Annotated in this window: 20 protein-coding genes and 1 tRNA gene; 12 read left to right on the top strand and 9 right to left on the bottom strand. The window is 75.6% G+C overall.

Annotated features, from left to right (window positions below):
* Window positions 1–38 precede the first annotated feature (38 nt).
* Together PGN05_RS15630 and PGN05_RS15625 are read left to right on the top strand one after the other, a co-directional pair.
* The gene (locus tag PGN05_RS15630; protein WP_419753481.1) at window positions 39–1,397 is read left to right on the top strand and encodes an MFS transporter; all 1,359 of its coding nucleotides are present in this window, start codon (window positions 39–41) and stop codon (window positions 1,395–1,397) included.
* Window positions 1,394–1,792 (top strand): ester cyclase, encoded by a 399-nt coding sequence (locus PGN05_RS15625; RefSeq protein ID WP_419753480.1) that lies wholly within the window; start codon window positions 1,394–1,396, stop codon window positions 1,790–1,792. Before PGN05_RS15630 ends, PGN05_RS15625 begins: the two co-directional genes overlap by 4 nt.
* Before the next feature lie 34 nt (window positions 1,793–1,826).
* Here the strand turns inward: PGN05_RS15625 and PGN05_RS15620 are convergent, their stop codons facing one another.
* Window positions 1,827–2,039 (bottom strand): hypothetical protein, encoded by a 213-nt coding sequence (locus tag PGN05_RS15620; protein ID WP_419753479.1) that lies wholly within the window; start codon window positions 2,037–2,039, stop codon window positions 1,827–1,829.
* 164 nt (window positions 2,040–2,203) lie between these two features.
* Here PGN05_RS15620 and PGN05_RS15615 point away from each other — a divergent pair, with 164 nt between their 5' ends.
* Together PGN05_RS15615 and PGN05_RS15610 are read left to right on the top strand one after the other, a co-directional pair.
* Window positions 2,204–2,704 (top strand): hypothetical protein, encoded by a 501-nt coding sequence (locus PGN05_RS15615; protein WP_419753478.1) that lies wholly within the window; start codon window positions 2,204–2,206, stop codon window positions 2,702–2,704.
* Between the two features lie 55 nt (window positions 2,705–2,759).
* Window positions 2,760–3,659 carry an alpha/beta hydrolase fold domain-containing protein gene (locus PGN05_RS15610; RefSeq protein WP_419753477.1) on the top strand — a complete coding sequence of 300 codons (900 nt, stop codon included), beginning with the start codon at window positions 2,760–2,762 and terminating at the stop codon, window positions 3,657–3,659.
* A gap of 15 nt (window positions 3,660–3,674) precedes the next feature.
* On the opposite strand, the gene PGN05_RS15605 is transcribed toward PGN05_RS15610, so the two are convergent.
* Window positions 3,675–4,574, bottom strand: coding sequence for a LysR family transcriptional regulator ArgP (locus tag PGN05_RS15605; protein WP_419753476.1), 900 nt, complete (start codon window positions 4,572–4,574; stop codon window positions 3,675–3,677).
* A 70-nt stretch (window positions 4,575–4,644) separates the two neighbouring features.
* On the opposite strand from PGN05_RS15605, the gene PGN05_RS15600 reads away from it, so the two are divergent.
* On the top strand, window positions 4,645–5,277 hold the full coding sequence (locus PGN05_RS15600) for a LysE/ArgO family amino acid transporter (RefSeq protein WP_419753475.1): 633 nt from the start codon (window positions 4,645–4,647) through the stop codon (window positions 5,275–5,277).
* Between the two features lie 51 nt (window positions 5,278–5,328).
* Here the strand turns inward: PGN05_RS15600 and PGN05_RS15595 are convergent, their stop codons facing one another.
* Window positions 5,329–5,721: a hypothetical protein gene (locus PGN05_RS15595; protein ID WP_419753474.1), complete on the bottom strand. Its 393-nt coding sequence runs from the start codon at window positions 5,719–5,721 to the stop codon at window positions 5,329–5,331.
* 41 nt (window positions 5,722–5,762) lie between these two features.
* Complete coding sequence (locus PGN05_RS15590; RefSeq protein WP_419753473.1) at window positions 5,763–6,257, bottom strand: hypothetical protein; 495 nt, start codon at window positions 6,255–6,257, stop codon at window positions 5,763–5,765.
* A gap of 97 nt (window positions 6,258–6,354) precedes the next feature.
* Between PGN05_RS15590 and PGN05_RS15585 the strand changes: the two genes are divergently transcribed.
* The gene (locus PGN05_RS15585) at window positions 6,355–7,473 is read left to right on the top strand and encodes an NAD-dependent epimerase/dehydratase family protein (protein WP_419753472.1); all 1,119 of its coding nucleotides are present in this window, start codon (window positions 6,355–6,357) and stop codon (window positions 7,471–7,473) included.
* Here PGN05_RS15585 and PGN05_RS15580 read toward each other — a convergent pair.
* Complete coding sequence (locus PGN05_RS15580) at window positions 7,470–8,624, bottom strand: acyl-CoA dehydrogenase family protein (RefSeq protein ID WP_419753471.1); 1,155 nt, start codon at window positions 8,622–8,624, stop codon at window positions 7,470–7,472. The two genes, PGN05_RS15585 and PGN05_RS15580, sit on opposite strands and share 4 nt — an antisense overlap.
* Window positions 8,625–8,798: 174 nt before the next feature.
* Here PGN05_RS15580 and PGN05_RS15575 point away from each other — a divergent pair, with 174 nt between their 5' ends.
* Together PGN05_RS15575 and PGN05_RS15570 are read left to right on the top strand one after the other, a co-directional pair.
* On the top strand, window positions 8,799–9,308 hold the full coding sequence (locus PGN05_RS15575) for an STAS domain-containing protein (RefSeq protein WP_419753470.1): 510 nt from the start codon (window positions 8,799–8,801) through the stop codon (window positions 9,306–9,308).
* Between the two features lie 85 nt (window positions 9,309–9,393).
* Complete coding sequence (locus tag PGN05_RS15570) at window positions 9,394–9,975, top strand: histidine phosphatase family protein (RefSeq protein WP_419753469.1); 582 nt, start codon at window positions 9,394–9,396, stop codon at window positions 9,973–9,975.
* A 111-nt stretch (window positions 9,976–10,086) separates the two neighbouring features.
* On the opposite strand, the gene PGN05_RS15565 is transcribed toward PGN05_RS15570, so the two are convergent.
* On the bottom strand, window positions 10,087–11,178 hold the full coding sequence (locus PGN05_RS15565; protein ID WP_419753468.1) for an EAL domain-containing protein: 1,092 nt from the start codon (window positions 11,176–11,178) through the stop codon (window positions 10,087–10,089).
* A gap of 148 nt (window positions 11,179–11,326) precedes the next feature.
* On the opposite strand from PGN05_RS15565, the gene PGN05_RS15560 reads away from it, so the two are divergent.
* Window positions 11,327–11,956: a TetR/AcrR family transcriptional regulator gene (locus PGN05_RS15560; protein WP_419753467.1), complete on the top strand. Its 630-nt coding sequence runs from the start codon at window positions 11,327–11,329 to the stop codon at window positions 11,954–11,956.
* Window positions 11,957–11,959: 3 nt separating this feature from the next.
* On the opposite strand, the gene PGN05_RS15555 is transcribed toward PGN05_RS15560, so the two are convergent.
* Complete coding sequence (locus PGN05_RS15555; RefSeq protein ID WP_419753466.1) at window positions 11,960–12,457, bottom strand: DUF427 domain-containing protein; 498 nt, start codon at window positions 12,455–12,457, stop codon at window positions 11,960–11,962.
* Between the two features lies 1 nt (window position 12,458).
* The gene (locus PGN05_RS15550) at window positions 12,459–12,689 is read right to left on the bottom strand and encodes a DUF3618 domain-containing protein (protein WP_419753465.1); all 231 of its coding nucleotides are present in this window, start codon (window positions 12,687–12,689) and stop codon (window positions 12,459–12,461) included.
* 87 nt (window positions 12,690–12,776) lie between these two features.
* Here PGN05_RS15550 and PGN05_RS15545 point away from each other — a divergent pair.
* Window positions 12,777–12,857 (top strand) — tRNA-Leu (locus PGN05_RS15545).
* Between the two features lie 18 nt (window positions 12,858–12,875).
* Here the strand turns inward: PGN05_RS15545 and PGN05_RS15540 are convergent.
* Window positions 12,876–14,867: a putative bifunctional diguanylate cyclase/phosphodiesterase gene (locus tag PGN05_RS15540; protein WP_419753464.1), complete on the bottom strand. Its 1,992-nt coding sequence runs from the start codon at window positions 14,865–14,867 to the stop codon at window positions 12,876–12,878.
* A gap of 312 nt (window positions 14,868–15,179) precedes the next feature.
* Between PGN05_RS15540 and PGN05_RS15535 the strand changes: the two genes are divergently transcribed.
* Together PGN05_RS15535 and PGN05_RS15530 are read left to right on the top strand one after the other, a co-directional pair.
* A complete protein-coding gene (locus PGN05_RS15535; protein ID WP_419753463.1) occupies window positions 15,180–17,237 on the top strand; it encodes a glycosyltransferase in 2,058 nt (685 codons plus the stop codon).
* Entirely contained in the window at window positions 17,234–17,812 is a 579-nt protein-coding gene (locus PGN05_RS15530; protein ID WP_419753462.1) for a hypothetical protein, read from the top strand. The genes PGN05_RS15535 and PGN05_RS15530 overlap by 4 nt, the downstream gene beginning before the upstream one ends.
* Window positions 17,813–17,836 lie beyond the last annotated feature (24 nt).

Genomic DNA, 17,836 nt, shown 5'->3' with positions numbered 1-17,836 from the left:
CGCGTGATCGCGCGCCGCCAGGGGTAGGCAGCGCCGCGATGACCACCGACGCCACGACGCACTCGCTGTCCCGGGCCCGACGACTGGACCGCCTGCCGTTCACCCGCCAGCACGGCCGGCTGGTGGTCGGCTCCGGTCTCGGGTGGGCGCTGGACGCGATGGACGTCGGCCTCATCTCGTTCGTCATGGCCGCGCTCGCGGTCCAGTGGTCGCTGACGCCCACCGAGCTGTCCTGGATCGGCTCCATCGGCTTCGTCGGCATGGCCCTCGGCGCCACGCTGGGCGGCCTGCTCGCGGACCGGATCGGCCGCCGGCAGGTGTTCGCGCTGACCCTGCTGGTCTTCGGCGTGGCCACCGGCGCGGCGGCGCTGTCGTGGTCGGTGGGCGCGCTGCTGGTGTTCCGCTTCCTCATCGGCCTGGGGCTGGGCGCGGAGCTGCCGGTCGCCTCCACCCTGGTGAGCGAGTACGCGCCGGCGCGGGTGCGCGGCCGGGTCGTCGTCCTGCTCGAGGCGTTCTGGGCGGTCGGCTGGCTGATGGCCGCGCTCATCGGCTACTTCGTCGTCCCCCGGAGCGACGCCGGGTGGCGGTGGGCGCTGGCGCTGGGGGCGGTGCCGGCGGTCTACGCCGTCGTGGTGCGCCGCGGACTGCCCGAGTCGGTGCGCTTCCTGGAACTGCGCGGCCGCGTGGAGGAGGCCGAGGCCGCGGTGCGCCGCTTCGAGTCCGCCGCCGGGGTGGCGCCGGTGCCCTCGACGCCGCCGGAGCCGACGGCACCGCCAGGCCCCCGGGCGCTGTGGGCCCGCGGCACCCGCGGCCGGACGGCGGCGCTCTGGGCCGTGTGGTTCGGCATCAACTTCGCCTACTACGGCGCGTTCATCTGGCTGCCCACCCTGCTGGTGGCCTCCGGTTTCTCCCTGGTCCGCTCCTTCGGCTTCACCCTGCTCATCACGCTGGCCCAACTGCCGGGGTACGCCGCGGCCGCGGTGCTCATCGAGCGGTGGGGACGCCGTCCGACGCTGGTCGTCTTCCTCCTCGGCTCCGCCGTCGGGGCCGGCCTGTTCGCGCTGGCCGACGGCGAGACCGCCGTGCTCGTCACCGGCATGGTGCTGTCGTTCTTCAACCTCGGCGCCTGGGGCGCGGTGTACGCGGTGACGCCGGAGGTCTACCCGACCGCGCTGCGCGGCACGGGTTCGGGCGCGGCCGCCGGCTTCGGCCGGATCGCCTCGATCCTCGCGCCCCTGTGCGTGCCGCCGCTCCTGGACGCCGGCGGCAACGGGCTGGTCTTCGGCACCTTCGCCGCCTGCTTCGTCCTGACCGCGGTCGCCTCGTGGGCGCTGCCGGAGCACCGCGGTCAGGCGCTGGAGGAGATCGACGCCCGCGACGACGTCCTGACGCGGTGACGACGGCCGGACCCGGCGGCCTCGCCGAGCGCTACCGCCGCTACAACGCCTTGTGCAACGCACACCGCTTCGACGACCTGGGCGAGTTCGTCGCCGAGGAGCTCGAGGTGAACGGGGAGCGCCAGGGGCTGGCCGACTACGCCGAGGGCCTGACGGCCGTGGTGCGCGCGTTCCCCGACTACCGCTGGGACCTCCGGCACCTGCTGGTCGACGACCCCTGGGTGTCGGCGCACTTCGTCGACACCGGGACCCACCGGGGACCCTGGCTGGGCGTGCCGGCGACCGGGCGGGTGGTCCGCACGCAGGAGTTCTCGGTGTACCGCTGGGTCGACGGCCGGATCCGGGAGGTGTGGGTGACCGCGGACGACCTCGGCACGCTGCGCCAGCTGAGCTGACGCCGGCGCAACGCCCGCCGCGGCGCTCCGTCCCTCAGCAGGCAGCGCCGCCGCCCCAGCCCCCGCCGCCGCCCCAGGCGCTGCCGGCGGCGGTCGAGGTGGAGGGCGGCGCGAGCCGGGTGTCGTACTGGTTCCGGTCGACGTGACCGGCGCCCCACTGGCGGTGTTCGGTGCGGGGCAGGCGGACGGCGAGGGCGGTTCCGAGGACGAGTGCCAGCACCACCGCGATGCCGATGACGACGCTCATGGCTGCACCTCCGTGTCGGGAGCAGTGTGCCGGGTCGCCGTCCACCCGAGCGAGTCGCTCGACGGGGTGGGCGCCGCCCGGTCGACCCTCGTGCGTCACGCGAACGGGTGATCCGGCACGGCACTCGCGGCCGGAGCTGGGGAACCCCGCGCAAGGTCGGTCCGGTGACCGCCGCGCTGATCGCCGCGCTCACCATCGCCGTCGGCCTGCCACTGCTGGCGTGGTGGGTCGGGGGACGGCGGTTCTGGGGCCGGCTCCGGGGCTCGGCGGTGCCCGACCCGTGGCGTGACCTCGTACAGCGCCACCGGCTGTCGGCCGCCGAGGCAGCACGCATCGCCACCGAGGTGCCCCGCGGCCGGCCACTCGACGAGCCCCGCCTGCGCCGGGCGGCCGTCGACTGGGCCACCCGGTTGCTGGAGCAGGAGGCCGTTCGAGGACCGCGGAACCCGCGCACTCGCCGGCTGGTGCTGGCGCCGGTCGTGTGCTGGGCATCGGCGGTGTTCGCCTGGCTGGTCCACCGGGTCCTCAGCGGTCGGCCCGAGGACGTGAACTGGGTCAGCGTCGCCGCCTGGACCCTCGGGGCCTGGTGGATCGTCCGCCGACGCCGACGTCTGCGGCGCACGATCGCGGTCAACGCCGAGCCGTCCACGGTCGACGAGCCGTGAGGCCGCCGACCGACTCCGTGAGTGGAACCGGCGGCACCGGGGGACGTGACACCCCATGCCGAGCACCGTCAGCCGTCTCCTGCCCCCGCTGTTCCGCCTCCTCGGCGCCCGGCGCGAGTTCGCCGACCCGGAGGTCATGCTGCGCGGCGTCCGGGACCGCCAGGTACGGCCCGTCCCCTACGGGCCGCCGCGGGGACTGCGCGGTGTGCAGATCGAGGTCGACGTCCGCCACGACACCGGCTGGCCGGTGTACCGCGTCCTGCCGCGCTCCCGCACGGCGACCCGTGCCGCCGTCTACGTCCACGGCGGTGCCTGGGTCAACCAGATCCACCCGCTGCACTGGCGGCTGGTCGCCGGGCTCGCCGCGCGCAGCGGCACCGCGATCACCGTGCCGATCTACCCGCTGGCGCCCGTCGGGACCGCGGCCACGGTCGTGCCCCCCGTCGCCGACCTGCTCGCCGCGCTGGTCGACCGGCACGGCGCCGGGCAGGTCGCCGTCCTGGGCGACTCGGCCGGCGGGCAGATCGCGCTGTCCGCAGTCCAGCTCCTCCGCGACCGGGGGGTGCCGCCGCTGCACCGGACGGTGCTCGTCTCACCAGCGCTGGACCTGACCCTGGCCAATCCCGAGATCGACCTCGTCGAGCCGCAGGACCCGTGGCTGGCCCGGCCCGGCACCCGGGCCGCGATCGAGCTGTGGCGAGGGGACCTGCCGGTCAAGGACCCGATGGTCAGCCCGCTGTTCGGGGAGTTGGCCGGGCTCGGCCCGCTGACGGTCTTCAGCGGCACCCGGGACATCACCAGCCCGGACACCCGGCTGCTGGTCGGCCGCGCCCGGGCGGCCGGCGTCCCGGTCGACCACCACGAGGAACCCGGCCTGGTCCACGTGCACCCCCTGCTGCCGGTGCCGGAGGGGCGGCGGGCGCGCCGGCTCATGGCCGGCGTCCTCGGCGACTGACCTCGTCGGGGGCGGTCAGCTCCGGGCGGTGCCCGGTTGGTCCAGCTCGCGGCGGGCGGCGGCCAGCACGGCCTCGCGGACCCGGTCCAGCGTGGCCGAGCGCAGCCGCCACTGCTGCCAGTACAGGACGACGTCCACCGCGCCGGCCGGGTCGAGGACGAGCAGCTCCGCCCGAACGCCGCGCGCCTGCAGGTCAGGCACCATGCCCCACCCCAGACCGAGGGCGACGGCGGCGACGTAGTCCGCCGAGGCCGGCACGTGGTGCACGGGCGGAGCGACGCCGGCACCGGCCCGCGCGTGCAGGTAGCGGTGCTGCAGGTCGTCCTTGCGGTCGAAGACGACGACCGGCGCGCGGGCGAGCGCCTCGGCGGTCGGGCCGGCGGGGAACCAGCGCTGCGCGAAGCCGGGGGTGGCCATCGGCCGGTAGCGCATGCCACCCAGCCGGGTGGAGGTGCAGCCGGGCACCGGCTCGGCCTCCGCGGTCACCGCCGCCATGACCGCGCCGGCCCGCAGCAGGGCACTGGTGTGCTCCTGGTCCTCCCGGTGCAGGTCGAAGCAGACGTCGCCGCCCAGTGCGGCCAGCGCGGGCAGCACCCAGGTGGCCATGGAGTCGGCGTTGACCGCGACCGGCAGCGTGGGGACGGGCTCGGGCGACGGGTCGCCGCCGAGCTCGCGGGCGACGTCGGCGGTGAGCAGGTCGACCTGCCGGGCGAGGCGCAGCACCGCCTGTCCGGACTCGGTGACCTGCACCGGCTTCGTCCGCACCAGCAGGATCCGGCCGGTCGCGACCTCCAGCGCGCGCAGCCGCTGACTGATCGCCGACGGCGTGACGTGCAGTGCGCGGGCGGCCGCCTCCAACGTGCCTCCGCGGACGGTGGCGTCCAGCGCCCGCAGTTGGCCGAGGTCCAGCTCCATGAAGGGATGCTAACGATGCCTCAGGATCATGAGCTGGACGACGGTCCGTCGGGTTCCTACCGTCGATGGGGTGCTGACGACCCCCGCCCTGCTGGCCGTGGCGTCCGGACTCGCGCTCGGCATGGGGCTGATCGTCGCGATCGGCGCCCAGAACGCCTTCGTCCTGCGCCAGGGACTGCGCCTCGAGCACGTGGCCGCGGTGGTGGCGGTGTGCGCGCTCTCCGACCTCGCGCTCATCGGCGCCGGGGTGCTCGGCGCCGGCGCAGCGCTGTCCCGGGTGCCGTGGCTGATCCCGGTCGTGTGCTTCGCCGGGGCCGCGTTCCTGCTCTGCTACGGCGCGCTGGCCGCGCGACGGGCGCTGCGTCCGGGTGCGCTGCTCCCGGACGCCGCCGGCGCACGCACCGGTCTCGCGTTCACCGTGGGCACCTGCCTGGCGCTGACCTGGCTCAACCCGCACGTGTACCTGGACACGGTCGTGCTGCTGGGGTCGATGGCCTCGACGTACGGCGAGCACCGGTGGCAGTTCGCCGCCGGTGCCGGGATCGGCAGCGTCATCTGGTTCACCGGCCTCGGCTTCGGCGCCCGCCTGCTCCGGCCGGTGTTCGCCCGCCCGGCCGCATGGCGGGTCCTCGACGGGAGCATCGCCGTCGTCATGACCGCCCTCGCCGTCTCCCTCGCCGTCCGCGGACTCAGCGGGGCCTGAGCCCGGTAGCAGCCGTGGGTGGACGCCTGGAGGGGACGCGGCGGGTGCCGGTCAGCCGAGGGCGAGGAGGACGCACAGCACGGTGAGGCACGCGGTGAGCCCGCCCATGCCCCAGCGCTCCAGCGGGTGCCGGCCGGCGAGGTTGCCCGCGGTGTTCACCGCGAAGAGCACGGCGAGCCCCCAGCACGCCACGGTGAGCGCCGGGCTCTCCGACGCGGAGCCCACCACACCGCCGCGGAGGAGCAGCAGCCAGCCGATCCCGACCAGGACGACGGCGGCGACCAGGCTGGCGGCCCGGTACCTGCCCGGCAGCCGCCCGTCGGACCGCGCCGCCCGGCCGCCGTAGGCGGCGGCCGCCCACGGCGCCCCGGCGGTGAGCGCCAACTGGAAGGCGGCAGCGAGCAGCAGCAGGCCGCAGGCGGCGACGGCCAGGCTCTCGGTCACAGCGCGCTCCTCCGTCCGGAACCGGTCTCGCGAGGCCGGGATCAGCTGAGCGCTCCCCCGGCACCCGGTCTCGTCCCCGCGGCCCTCGCCCGGCACACGCGGGTGTAGGCCACGAGACCCAGCGCGATCCGGAGCAGCCCGACGGGCGAGACGAGTCCGGCCCACAGCGGGGACCGTCCGGGCCGGATCACCCCGCGGTCCCCCCAGGCCGCCACCGCCGGGGACAGGGTCAGGTGGACCAGGCCCGCGAGCCACGCCCACCGCGGGATGCGCCGGCGCTGCCACCGCTGCCACTCCCCCGGGCGCCGGCGGACGTGGTGCGCCACCCCCAGCGCGACGATCCCGCTGGCCAGGTTCACCAGGCCCGGGCCGACCGGCACCCCCGACCGGCGGCGCAGGCAGCGCACGACGGGGACGGCGACCTCTGCCGTGCTCCCCAGCATCGCGACCGCCCCCACCGCGCCGAGGTAGGGCCGCAGGTCGTCGAGGACCGCGGCGGTGACCGGATCGAGGGGTGTGGGCGCTCTCGGCGTCACGGCGGGACCGTAGCCGCTGCGGCGTGCCGCGCGACCGGCTCCGCGCCCCCGTCGGGCGGCTCCGGGTAGACCGCCGTCCTGCGGGTAGCGGCCCTGCATGGCAGAACTGACCCGGGACCACCTCCAGGGACTGCGCGTGGCCGTCACCGGCGCCACCGGCAACGTCGGGACGGCGTTGCTGCGCCGGCTGACCGCGCCGGGCAGCGGGGTGGCCGAGGTGCGCGGCCTGGCTCGGCGACAGCCGCCGGAGGGGGCTCCCTACGACGGCGTCCAGTGGCACCAGGCCGACCTCGGGGAGACCCGCAGCGAGCACGTCCTCACCCGGTTCCTGGACGGCGCCGACGCCGTCGTCCACCTGGCCTGGGCACTGCAGCCGGGCCGGCAGCCCGAGCGGCTGGCCCGGGTGAACGTCGACGGCACCCGCCGGGTGGTCCGCGCGGCGGTGGCCGCGGGCGTGGGCCACGTGGTGCACATGTCCTCCCTCGGCGCCTACGCCGCCGGCGCCGGTCAGCGGGCGGTGACCGAGGACTGGCCGACCACCGGCATCCCCAGCGCGCAGTACAGCCGCGACAAGTCCCAGGCCGAGCAGGTGGTGCGCGACGTCGTCGGCCGGCGGCAGGACACCACGCTCACCGTCGTCCGCCCCACCCTCGTGCTGCAGCCGGAGGCGAGCAGCGAGATCGGCCGCTACTTCCTCGGGCCGCTGCTGTTCGGCGCCGCGCGACTGGTCCCCGAGCCGCTGGCGAAGGTGCTGCCCCTGCCGCTGCCGTCGGTGTACGTCGGCTTCGTCCACGCCGACGACGTCGCCGACGCGCTCGGGCGGATCCTCGACCGCCGGGCACCGGGCCCGTTCAACCTCGCCGCCGAGCCGACGATGGACGCCGACGCCCTCGCCCGCGCGCTGGGCACCGTGCGGATCCCGGTGCCCGCCTTCGTGCTGCGCACCGCGCTCGCGACGGCCTTCCACGCCCGCCTCGTCCCGACCGAGCCCGGGTGGCTGGACATCGGCACCCAGGCGCCCGCCCTCGACAGCGCGCGGGCGCGCCGGTTGCTCGACTGGGCGCCGCGCCACCGGGGTGACGACGTGCTGCGGCAGTTCGTCGCCGCGCTCGGCCGCGGCGAGGGCGCGCCGGGCCCGCTGCTGCAGCCCGCCGGCGGAGCCGAGCTCGACCCCGCCGGCGACCCGGCCAACGCGCCCGGCCCGCGGGCGGACTAACCCCGCGGCATGCCGGCGTCGCGCAGCAGCCCGCCGCCGATGATCACCCGCTGCACCTCGCTGGTGCCCTCGTAGAGGCGGTAGAGGCGCGCGTCGCGGTAGAAGCGCTCGACCGGGGTGGTGCGCAGGTAGCCCAGCCCGCCGTGCACCTGGACCGCGCGGTCGACCGCGCGGCCCACCATCTCGCTGCAGAAGAGCTTGGCCGACGACGGGCCGATCGAGGTGTCCTCGCCGCTGTCGTAGCGCGCGGCGACGTCGCGCACCATGCTCCGGCCGGCCAGGAGCTCGGCGTGCACGTCGGCCAGGTGGGCCTGCACCAGCTGGAAGCGGCCGATCGGTGCGCCGCCCTGCCGGGCGGTGGCCGCGTACGCGACCGACTCGTCCAGGACCCGCTGGGCCATGCCGACGCACAGCGCGGCGATGTGCAGCCGGCCCCGGGAGAGCACGGTCAGCGCCTTCGCGTAACCCCGGCCCTCCTCGCCGACCAGCGCCTCGGCCGGCACGCGCACGCCGTCCAGGACGACCTCCGCCGTCCAGGCCCCGGCCTGGCCCATCTTCGCGTCCTTGGGGCCGACGGTGACCCCGGGCGTGCCGGCGTCGACGACGAAGCTGGAGATGCCCCGGCCGCCACGCTCCGCGGGGTCGCTGCGAGCGAAGACGACGAACAGGTCGGCCAGCGGGGCGTTGGTGGTGTAGCGCTTGACCCCGTCGACCACCCAGCCGTCGCCGTCCCGCCGGGCGGTGGTGCGCAGCCCGGCGGGGTCGGAGCCGGCCTCGGCCTCGGTGAGGGCGAAGGACCCGATCAGCGAGCCGTCGGCCATCCCGGGCAGGTACCGCGCCTTCTGCTCCGGGCTCCCGAACCGGGCGATCACCTGGCCGGCGATGCCGTTGTTGGTGCCGAACAGCGAGCGGAACGCCGGGGTCGTGTACCCGAACTCGAGGGCCAGCTCGACGTCCTCGGCCATGGTGACGCCCAGGCCGCCGTACTCCTCGGGCAGCGCGTACCCGAACAGCCCCATCTCCGCGGCGCGGGCGCGCAGCTCGTCGGGGATGCGGTCCTCGGTCTCGATCCGCTCCTCGAGCGGGACGACGACCTCGCGCACCAGCTGCCGCACGGCGTCCCTGACCTGGCGGAAGTCGTCGGCGTCCACGCCACCATCGTGCGGCCCGCGGGGACCGGACCGCCCGGCGGCCCGGGCGCGACACGCCAGAGCGCAGCGCAGTGGATCGTGGACTCCGTGTTGTGACCGGCGCTGACCGGCGCTAGCGTCGGGACCAACCGCTCGAAGCCGCAGGCGGTCGCTGCACAACCCGCCGGAGTTCCCGTGCCGCACCTGCAGATCTCGCTCGTCCCCGCTCCCGACCAGGTCGTCGTCCGGCTCTCCGGTGACGCCGACGTCTCGACCGTCGACCGCCTGACCAGCGCGCTCCAAGAGGCGGCGGAGCTGGGCACCCGCCGGGTCGTGGTGGACGTCGCCGGCGTCCGCTTCTGGGACGGCACGTGCCTGCACGCCCTGACCCGGTTCAGCGACGCCGTCTCCCCCACCGGCCGCTCCTGCCGGGTGGTCGGCGCCCCGGCCGCCACCCGCCGCCTGGTCCGGACCTCGGGCCTGGCCGGCCGGCTGGAGCTGGACGGGCCGCTCGGCGGCCAGGACCCGGTGCTGCCGGCCGGCCCCCGGCCGACCCCGAACCGGTCGCTGCCGGTGCCACCGGCCCCCGCGGCCGCCGGGAGCCGCCGGGCGGTGGCGCCGCACGAGGTGCGCACCGCGCGGCGGGTCGAGGACCGCCCGCCGCGGCGGCGGGTCCGGATCGGGACGCTGCGCCGCTGGCGCTGAGGTCCTCCCCGGGCGGCGCCCCCGCGCCGGTGAGACCCTTCCGGCGGCCGGCCGACCGGGCCGGCCGCGACAGTCGGGAGGCCCGGTGGGCGAGATCGTCGTGGTGCGGCACGGCCAGACGGAGTGGAGCCTCAGCGGCCAGCACACGGGCGTGACCGACCTGCCGCTCCTGCCGGAGGGCGAGGAGCAGGCCCGCCGCCTGGCCGACGCCCTCCGCGACCGCACGTTCACCGAGGTGTGGGTGAGTCCGCGGCAACGCGCCCGCCGCACCGCCGAGCTGGCCGGGCTGACCCCGACCGGCACCGACGAGGACCTCGTCGAGCTGGACTACGGGGCGTACGAGGGGCGGACCACGGCGGAGATCAGCGAGGAGCTGGGTCGCACGTGGTCGGTGTGGGTCGACGGCCCCACCCCCGGGGCGACCCCCGGGGAGACGCTGGCCGACGTCGGCGTCCGGGTGGACCGCGTGCTGGCGAGGGCCCGGGCCAGGCTCGACGGCGGGGACGTGGCGCTGGTCGCCCACGGGCACGTGCTGCGGGTCCTGACCGCCCGCTGGCTGGGCCTCGAACCGGCGGCCGGCGCCCTGTTCGCGCTCCCGGCCGGCTCCTACGGCATCCTCGGGCACGAGCACCGCCGGTCCGTCCTCACCGGGTGGGGCCTGCACTGACGAGGGCCCAACGGCCCGTCCCGCCGGGCCCTCTGGCCCGCGGCGACGCGCCGTCGGGCCGCGGTGTCCCGCCGCGGCCCAGCGGACCCTGGAGGGATGGGCGGCCGAGGATCAGCGCGCGGGGACCCGGCTGACCGGCGTCCCGCCCGGCACCGGAGGACCCGGCCGCCCGAACAGCCACCCCTGGCCGAGGTCCGCGCCGAGGTCGGCGACCTCCTCGGCGACCTGCTCGCTCTCCACGCCCTCGGCGACGACCAGGGCGCCGATCCGGTGCGCCACCTCCACCACCGCCCGCACCATGGTGCGCGCGCCCTCGTCGGGCAGCGCTTGCACCAGCGGCTTGCCGAGCTTGACCACGTCCGGCCGGACGGCGGTCAACAGCGAGCGGCTCGACCAGCCGGCCGCCACGTCGTCGATCGCGACCCGCCAGCCCAGCGCCCGGTGGTGCTCGAGCACCGCCAGCAGGTGCCCCCGGTCGGCCGCGGCGGAGACCTCCCCGACCTCCACCACCAACCGGCCGGGCTCGATGCCCGCGTCGTGCAGCGCCTGCTCCGTCGAGGCGAGGCAGACCTCGGGGCGCAGCACCGCCGCGGGGTGGGAGTTCACGAACAGGGCGGCGTCGCCGAGCCAGGGCGCCGCACCGGCGATCGCCGACTCGCGGCCGATCCGGTCCAGCCGGGCGAGCCAGCCGGCCGACTCGGCGACGAAGAAGAGGTCGCCGCCGCCCACCTCCCGGCCGTCCACCAGCCCGCGCAGCAGCGCCTCGTGGCCCACGACGGCCCGGTCGGCGAGCCGCACGATCGGCTGGTAGGCCGACCACAGCTCGGCCTCGGCCAGCAGTCCGATCTCGACGGTCACCCCCCGCCGGGCCAGCTCCACGGCCAGCGTCGGCGCGGCGAGCAGCCGCGCCGCGAGCGCCGCCCGGTCGGTCGGCGGATCGGTGGCCACCCGCACGTCCTCGGCCTCCGCGGTGGTGAGCTCGCGGGCCAGGCGCCGGAACAGCCGGTCGACGCCGCGGCCGCCGTCCTCGTCGGTGATGTCGAGCAGGTCCGACGCCCCCGAGACCGGCAGTCCGAGGGCCCGGGCGGTGCGGGCCACCTCCGCCAGCAGCCGCCCGTCCGAGGTCGCCAGCAGCACCCGGCCGACGTGTCCAGGGACGTGCCAGTACTCCCGGCGCCGGGCGCCGCCGTCCGTGCTCGCCACCCCAGCAGGATGACCGAGCGGGCACGTGCCCGCAGCCAGGCGCGCGTGGGAGGGAGGCGCAGGAACGCCGCCAGCCTCGTTTGCGTTGTCATAGCAACCGCTGCGAGTCTGGCGACCGTCCTCAACTTGAATGTCTAAGGTCGTGCACATGTTCCCTGTCGCACAGATGGTCCACCCGCCGCCGCGGTCCCGGGGCGGACGCCCGCGGGACCCCAGCCGGGACGGCGTCATCCGGTCGGCGATCCTCCGGCTGCTGGCCGACGTCGGGTACGGGGCCATGACGATGGACGCCGTCGCCGCCGAGGCGGGGGTGGGCAAGGCGACCATCTACCGGAGGTGGCGGACCAAGCAGGACCTCGTGGTCGACACCATCTCCGACCTCAACCGGGAGATCGCCGTCCCGGAGGACACCGGGTCCATCGAGGGTGACCTGCGTGCGGTGATGCGCCTGGTCGGCCGGTCCATCGACAGCCCGGCCGGCGCGGCGATCCGCGCGCTGCTGCCGGCCATGCAGCACCAACCGGCGCTGGTGGACGCCTTCCGCAACGGTCCGCTGGCCGTGTGGCGCCACGCCTACGCCGAGATCTGGTCCCGCGCCGAGGAGCGCGGTGAGGTCCGCCCGGGGCTGGCGCGGTCGGTGACCGCGGAGGCCACCAGCGCGCTCATCGTGCAGCGGTGGCTGCTCACCGGGGAGCCGATCGACGAGGCCTACATCGACCAGGTCCTCGAGGTCGTCGTCATGCCCCTGGTGCGCAACGCCCACCCCGACGCGCACTGAGGCTCACCAGCCGAGCGTTCCCGGTTCCCCCTTGAAGGGGCCGACCACCTCGGCGGTGATCCACCCGCCGTAGAAGTCGCCGGCCTGGGCGCGCACCGGCTCGCCGTCGACGAGGGCGCGGTCGACCCGGCTGGGGTAGAAGGCGACCGCACCCCGGAGCAGCGTGTATCGCGGGTCGGGGTCCTCGTAGGACCAGCCCACCGCGGGCACGCGCCGGTCGCCGACCACCGCGTCCCAGTAGGTCGCGGCGCCCTTCCACTCGCACCAGGAGGTGCCGGGCGCGCGCCGGAGGACGTCGTCGGCGACGTCCCCGCGGGGGACGTAGTAGACCGGCGGGTGGCTGGTCTCGCAGACCCGCACCGCCCGGGTCGAGTCGGCGAGGGTCCGACCGGCCAGCTCGACCACCACCCGCCGGCCCGTGACCTCGGCCGAGGGTGGGCGCGGGTAGTCCCAGACGGACTCCTGCCCCGGCCCGACCGGGTCCCGGCGCGGCTGCGGCACGTCAGTCGTTGCGGTGCCGGACCTTCTGGACGACGACCAGCGTGACGAGCAGGCCGAGCGCGCCGACCGCCGCCATCCCCGCCGGCGTCTGGAGGAACTGCTGCACAGCCGCCTGGCCCCGTGCCTTCAGTCGCTGCGGGCTGCTCCGGAAGACCAGCTGGTCGAGGGTCGCCGCCAGGGACTCACGGGCGGCGTCGATCTCCAGCTGGATCTGTCGAGGGTCGCGAGGCACGGCGACAGCCTGCCAGACGGCGTCGCGTCCAGCGCGTTCCCGTCGGTGGGGGCACCCGCACGGGCGACCTCCTAGACTCCGGACGCCGCGGGAGTGGTGTAACGGCAGCCACGCCAGACTTAGGATCTGGTGCCTTCGGGCGTGGGGGTTCGACTCCCCCCTCCCGCACCCGTCGACGCCGGGCGGTCACACCACCGCGGCGGTGCGGACCCGGTCGAACCAGAGCGCGAGCTCCTCGGCCGGCAGTGGCCGACACAGGAAGTAGCCCTGCGCGACGTCGCAGCCCAGCTCGCCCAGCCGCTCCCACGTACCCCGGTCCTCCACCCCCTCGGCGACCGTGGTCAGCCCGAGGTTGTGGCCCAGCTCGACCACCGACCGGACGATCAGCGCGTTGCTGCGGTCGGCGGCCATGTGCGCGACGAACGAGCGGTCGATCTTCAGCTGGTGCACCGGCAGGTCCTTGAGGTGGGCGAGCGAGGTGTACCCGGCGCCGAAGTCGTCGATGGAGAGGGTGATCCCGACCTCGGCCAGGCGGGCGAGGATCCGCTGCGCACGGGCGGGATCGGCCATGATCGCGCTCTCGGTCACCTCGAGCTCGAGCCAGGAGGCCGGCACCTGCCGGCGCGCCAGCACCTCGAGGACGTCGTCGACGAAGCGCTCGTCGAGCAGGTTGCGGGCCGAGACGTTGACCGCCACGTGCAGCTCCAGCCCCCCGGCCTGCCACCGGGCGCACTGCTCCAGGGCAGCGTCGAGCACGTAGCGGGTCAGCGGGCGGATGAGCGGCGTCCGCTCGGCGACGGGGATGAACAGCGCCGGCGGGATCAGTCCCCGCTCCGGGTGCTGCCAGCGCACCAGCGCCTCCACGCCGCACACCTGCTCGCCGGGGACGGCGACCTTCGGCTGGAAGTGCAGCACCAGCTCGCCGTTGTCGATGGCGCGCCGCAGCTCCCCGAGCAGTCCCAGCCGCTCCGGGCTGTGGTCGTTGAGCGCGGAGTCGTAGACGCACACGCCCAGGCTGCGGTCCTTGGCCGCGTACATCGCGATGTCGGCGTTCTGCAGCAGGGTCTCGACGTCGGTCCCGTGCGCGCCCGACAGCGCGATGCCGATGCTCCCGTCGACGTCCAGGTGGACCCCGTCCGCCTCGATCGGCGCCTCGAGGGCCGCCAGCGCCCGCCGGGCGAGCTCGAGGGCGGCGTCGGGGCCGTCGACGGTCGGCAGCAGGATGGCGAACTCGTCGCCGCCCAGCCGGGCCACCGTGTCGGTGCCACGCACCGTGTCCCGCAGCCGGCCGGCCACCGCCTGGAGGACGAGGTCGCCGTAGGCGTGGCCGAGGGTGTCGTTGATCTCCTTGAAGCGGTCCAGGTCGATGAGCATGAGGGCAGCCGCCGCCCCGCCGTCCGCGGACAGGGCGACCTCGCCGCGCTGGCGCAGCAGCGTGCGGTTCGGCAGACCGGTGAGCGCGTCGTGCAGGGCCTGCTGCCGGTTCTGCTCCGCCTGCGCGACGGTCTCCCGCCGGCTCCGGGTGAGGACCGCGGTGAACCAGCCGACCAGGGCCAGCCCCACCCCGAAGACGGCCGGCGTCGCCACGAGCAGCAGCTCCTGGGAGTGGCGCATGGAGTCCAGCGCCAGGCTGGACGCCAGCCAGTGCTCGCGTGCCTCGTCCTCGACCACGGCCTCGAGCCGGTCGTAGTGCTCGTCGACGAACTCGTCCTCGTAGGCCTCCGCCCGGGCCGGGTCCCACTGCGCGACGGCGATCAGGTCCTCGACCGCCTGCTGGTAGGAGTCGTGCAGCCGCAGCCAGCCACCGACGAGCTCGTCGTGCCCGGTACCCGAGACCGCACCGAGCTCCTGCAGCGCCGACCGGGTGGCCGCGCTGGCGGCTCCGTACTCCTCCCGGACCTCCGCGTCGTCCTCGACCGCCAGCTGGTCGGCGGACTCCTCCATCAGCAGCAGGGAGCGCTCGGCCTGGTCCGACCACTCGGAGACCGCGGCACTCTGCTCGGCCCTGGTGGCGGCGCGCGCGTTGGCGACCGCCGCGAGGACGGAGAAGACGGTGAGCACCAGGAGCACGGCCACGAGCCCGCCCGTGGCCGCGTGCGTGGACAGCCGGCGTGGGCGCCGCCGGCGGCGGCCCGCCGGGCGCAGTCGTCCCCGGGACGCGTCGGTCGTCGAGGTCATGTCCGGTTCTCCCTGGTGTCGGCGGCTCCTCGGTGAGGCCGTCCCCCGGGGGATCGGGTGCTCCCCCGCCCGGCACGACCGGCGGGCCGGGTCCGGTCACCCGGGGGGATGACGCGGGAGCGACGCCGCCGCCGGCCGCGACCCACCCGCACGGGGTGCCCGGGTGTCGCCCGATCGGGTCCTCCTCCTCCGCCGGGCGCCGACGCGAGCCGATCCCCTCTCCGGACCCCGGACCGGGCCCCTCCCCCCATCGGGTGACACCGCCGCGCGATGCGGTTGAGAGCGGGGTCCGGACGTGCCGACGACCTCCTCGTGACGCTCCTGTCCTCGCAGCCGGCCGCCGCCGGTGTGCCCTCCGCCGTCCCGGCGCCCGGCTCGGTCCTGCCGCCGCCCGAGCGCCGGCTCGGTGACGTCCTCGTCGAGCAGGGCGTGCTGACCGAGGCGCAGCTGTTCGACGCGCTCCGGCAGCACGAGCGGATCGCTGAGCCGCTGGGCGCGGTGCTCCTCGCCCGCGGCCTGGTGACCCGCCGCCAGCTCTACGTCGCCCTCGCCGACGTCTGGGGCGCCGACATGGCGTTCGTCGACCCGGTCGAGGTCGACCCCGACCTGGCGCGGCTGTTCCCCTCCGCGATGCTCGCCCGCGAGGTGTGGGTGCCGCTGCAGGTGGAGCGGGACGGCGACGGGGAGCTGCAGGTCGTCGTCGCCACCGCCGGCCGTCCCTCGGCGCACGTCGCCCAGGAGGTCGTGCAGCGCACCGGCATCCGGCGGGTGCGCCAGGTGGTCACCACCGACTGGGACGTGCAGCGGGCGCTGCGCACCGTGTGGCGCGACGAGCTCGTGCACGACGCGGTGCGGTCGCTGGCCGAGCGGCGTCCGGACGAGTCGGCGTCGAAGGTCTTCGTCTGGCCGCAGGTGGCCCTCGGCATCACGGTCGCGGTGGGCACCATCGTGTGCGCCGCCCTGTGGTTCTCGACGACGATGCTCGTGCTCGTGGCGACGGTGAACGTCGCCGTCGCCCTCGCCGTCGGCACCAAGGCGCTGATCAGCACCGTCGGGACCGCCTACGAGACCGTCGAGCAGGTCACCGACGCCGAGGTCGCCGCGCTCGAGGACACCGACCTGCCCCGGTACACGATCCTCGTGCCGGTCTACAAGGAGGCCGGCATCGTGGGCCTGCTGATGCGCAACCTCGCGGCGCTGGACTACCCGCGGGAGAAGCTGGAGATCCTGCTCCTGCTGGAGGAGGACGACCCGGAGACCCTCACCGCCGCGCTGGCCGCCGCGCCGCCGGACCTGGTGCGCATCATCGTCGTCCCGCACTCGCTGCCCAAGACCAAGCCCCGGGCCTGCAACGTCGGCCTGGCGTTCGCCCGCGGCGAGTTCGTCGTCATCTACGACGCCGAGGACCGGCCCGACCCCGACCAGCTGAAGAAGTCGCTGATCGCCTTCCGCAAGGGCGGCGAGGACCTGGTCTGCGTGCAGGCCGCGCTGAACTACTTCAACGCGCGGGAGAACCTGCTGACCCGCATGTTCACCCTCGAGTACTCCTCCTGGTTCGACTACACGCTGGCCGGCCTGGACAAGCTGCGGCTGCCGATCCCGCTGGGCGGCACGAGCAACCACTTCCGCACCGACCTGCTCCGCCAGCTCGGTGGCTGGGACCCGTACAACGTCACGGAGGACGCCGACCTGGGTATCCGGGCCTCGGCCCGCGGGCACCGCGTCGCGGTCGTGAACTCGACGACCTACGAAGAGGCCAACATGGCCGTCGGCAACTGGATCCGGCAGCGCAGCCGCTGGATCAAGGGCTACATGCAGACGGTGCTCGTGCACACCCGCCACCCGGTGAAGCTGGTGCGCACCGTCGGGCTCCGGCAGTCGGCCGGCTTCGCGCTGCTCATCGGCGGCACGCCGCTGATGTTCCTGGCGACGCCGTGGCTGTACGCGCTGTTCCTCGTCGAGCTGGTCTTCCCCGGCGCGCTGGTGCCGGTGCTGCCGGAGTGGCTGACCCTGGTGAGCGCCGCGAACCTGCTCCTCGGCAACGGCGTGATCATCTACCTGTCGCTGCTCGCCGGGTTCAAGCGCCGCAGCTACGGCCTGGTCCCGTTCGCGCTGCTGTCGCCGCTGTACTGGCTGCTGCACTCGATCGCGTCCTACAAGGCCGCCTGGCAGCTGCTGACCAAGCCGTTCTACTGGGAGAAGACCCAGCACGGTCTGTCCGCCCACGTGCAGGCACCGGGTGCGCCCGCGGACGCCGCGGCGGAGACGACGGCCGAGGTCCCGGTGCCGGCCGGTGCCGGCCGGCACGCGGCCGCGGGCGTCCACGGCCGGATGGCCTGGACCGACGTCGCACCGGAGGTGCACTCATGAGCACGATCCAGCTGCCGGCTCCCGGCCGGCCCGACACCTCCTGGGCGGTCCGACCGCCCCGGGTCGACCTACGCCGCGTCTTCCTGACCTGCGGGCTGGTGCTGGCCGCGGAGATCCCGCTGATGCTCGTCATGGGCAACTCGTGGGACGAGGCGATGCTGCCCGGCTACGCGATCCTCATGGTGACCTTCGGGGCCGTGTTCTGCCTCGCCGCGGTCACGGTGGCGGGCTTCACCGCCGGCGCGGCCGCCGCGGGACTGCTGCTGCTCGGTGTGGTCGACCTGCTCCCGGTGCTCGGCGGGGCGGCCGTGCTCGCCCTGGTCTGCGGGGTCGCCCCCGGCTGGGCGCGGGTCGAGGCCTGGCAGGCCGCGCGGTCGGTCGCGCTGACCGCCGGTGAGGAGGCCGCCGTGGCCCGCACCGCCCTGCCCATGACCGGCCGGCACCGCATGAGGGGCCCGCGCCAGCGGCTCACCTGGCGGCTGGACCGCACGTTCGCCGCGTTCCTGGTGCTGGCCTTCCCGCCGGCGATCGCCGCGTTCTCGCTGTGGTTCCTCGACTGGATCGCGCAGCGCTGACCGCGCCGCAGGGCCGGTCGCCCG

Source organism: Geodermatophilus sp. CPCC 206100 (genome assembly GCF_048569675.1).
GTDB lineage: Bacteria > Actinomycetota > Actinomycetes > Mycobacteriales > Geodermatophilaceae > Geodermatophilus.
The sequence above is the reverse complement of the archived record's forward strand: the minus strand, read 5'-3'. Positions and strand labels throughout refer to the sequence as shown.

What these genes read in the sequence shown, in the direction of transcription:
- PGN05_RS15610 (WP_419753477.1), top strand. Translation starts at nt 2,760, where the DNA reads ATGCCGAGCACCGTCAGCCGTCTCCTGCCCCCGCTGTTCCGCCTCCTC.
- PGN05_RS15630 (WP_419753481.1), top strand. Translation starts at nt 39, where the DNA reads ATGACCACCGACGCCACGACGCACTCGCTGTCCCGGGCCCGACGACTG.
- PGN05_RS15585 (WP_419753472.1), top strand. Translation starts at nt 6,355, where the DNA reads ATGGCAGAACTGACCCGGGACCACCTCCAGGGACTGCGCGTGGCCGTC.
- PGN05_RS15605 (WP_419753476.1), bottom strand. Translation starts at nt 4,574, where the DNA reads ATGGAGCTGGACCTCGGCCAACTGCGGGCGCTGGACGCCACCGTCCGC.
- PGN05_RS15540 (WP_419753464.1), bottom strand. Translation starts at nt 14,867, where the DNA reads ATGACCTCGACGACCGACGCGTCCCGGGGACGACTGCGCCCGGCGGGC.
- PGN05_RS15620 (WP_419753479.1), bottom strand. Translation starts at nt 2,039, where the DNA reads ATGAGCGTCGTCATCGGCATCGCGGTGGTGCTGGCACTCGTCCTCGGA.
- PGN05_RS15560 (WP_419753467.1), top strand. Translation starts at nt 11,327, where the DNA reads ATGTTCCCTGTCGCACAGATGGTCCACCCGCCGCCGCGGTCCCGGGGC.
- PGN05_RS15530 (WP_419753462.1), top strand. Translation starts at nt 17,234, where the DNA reads ATGAGCACGATCCAGCTGCCGGCTCCCGGCCGGCCCGACACCTCCTGG.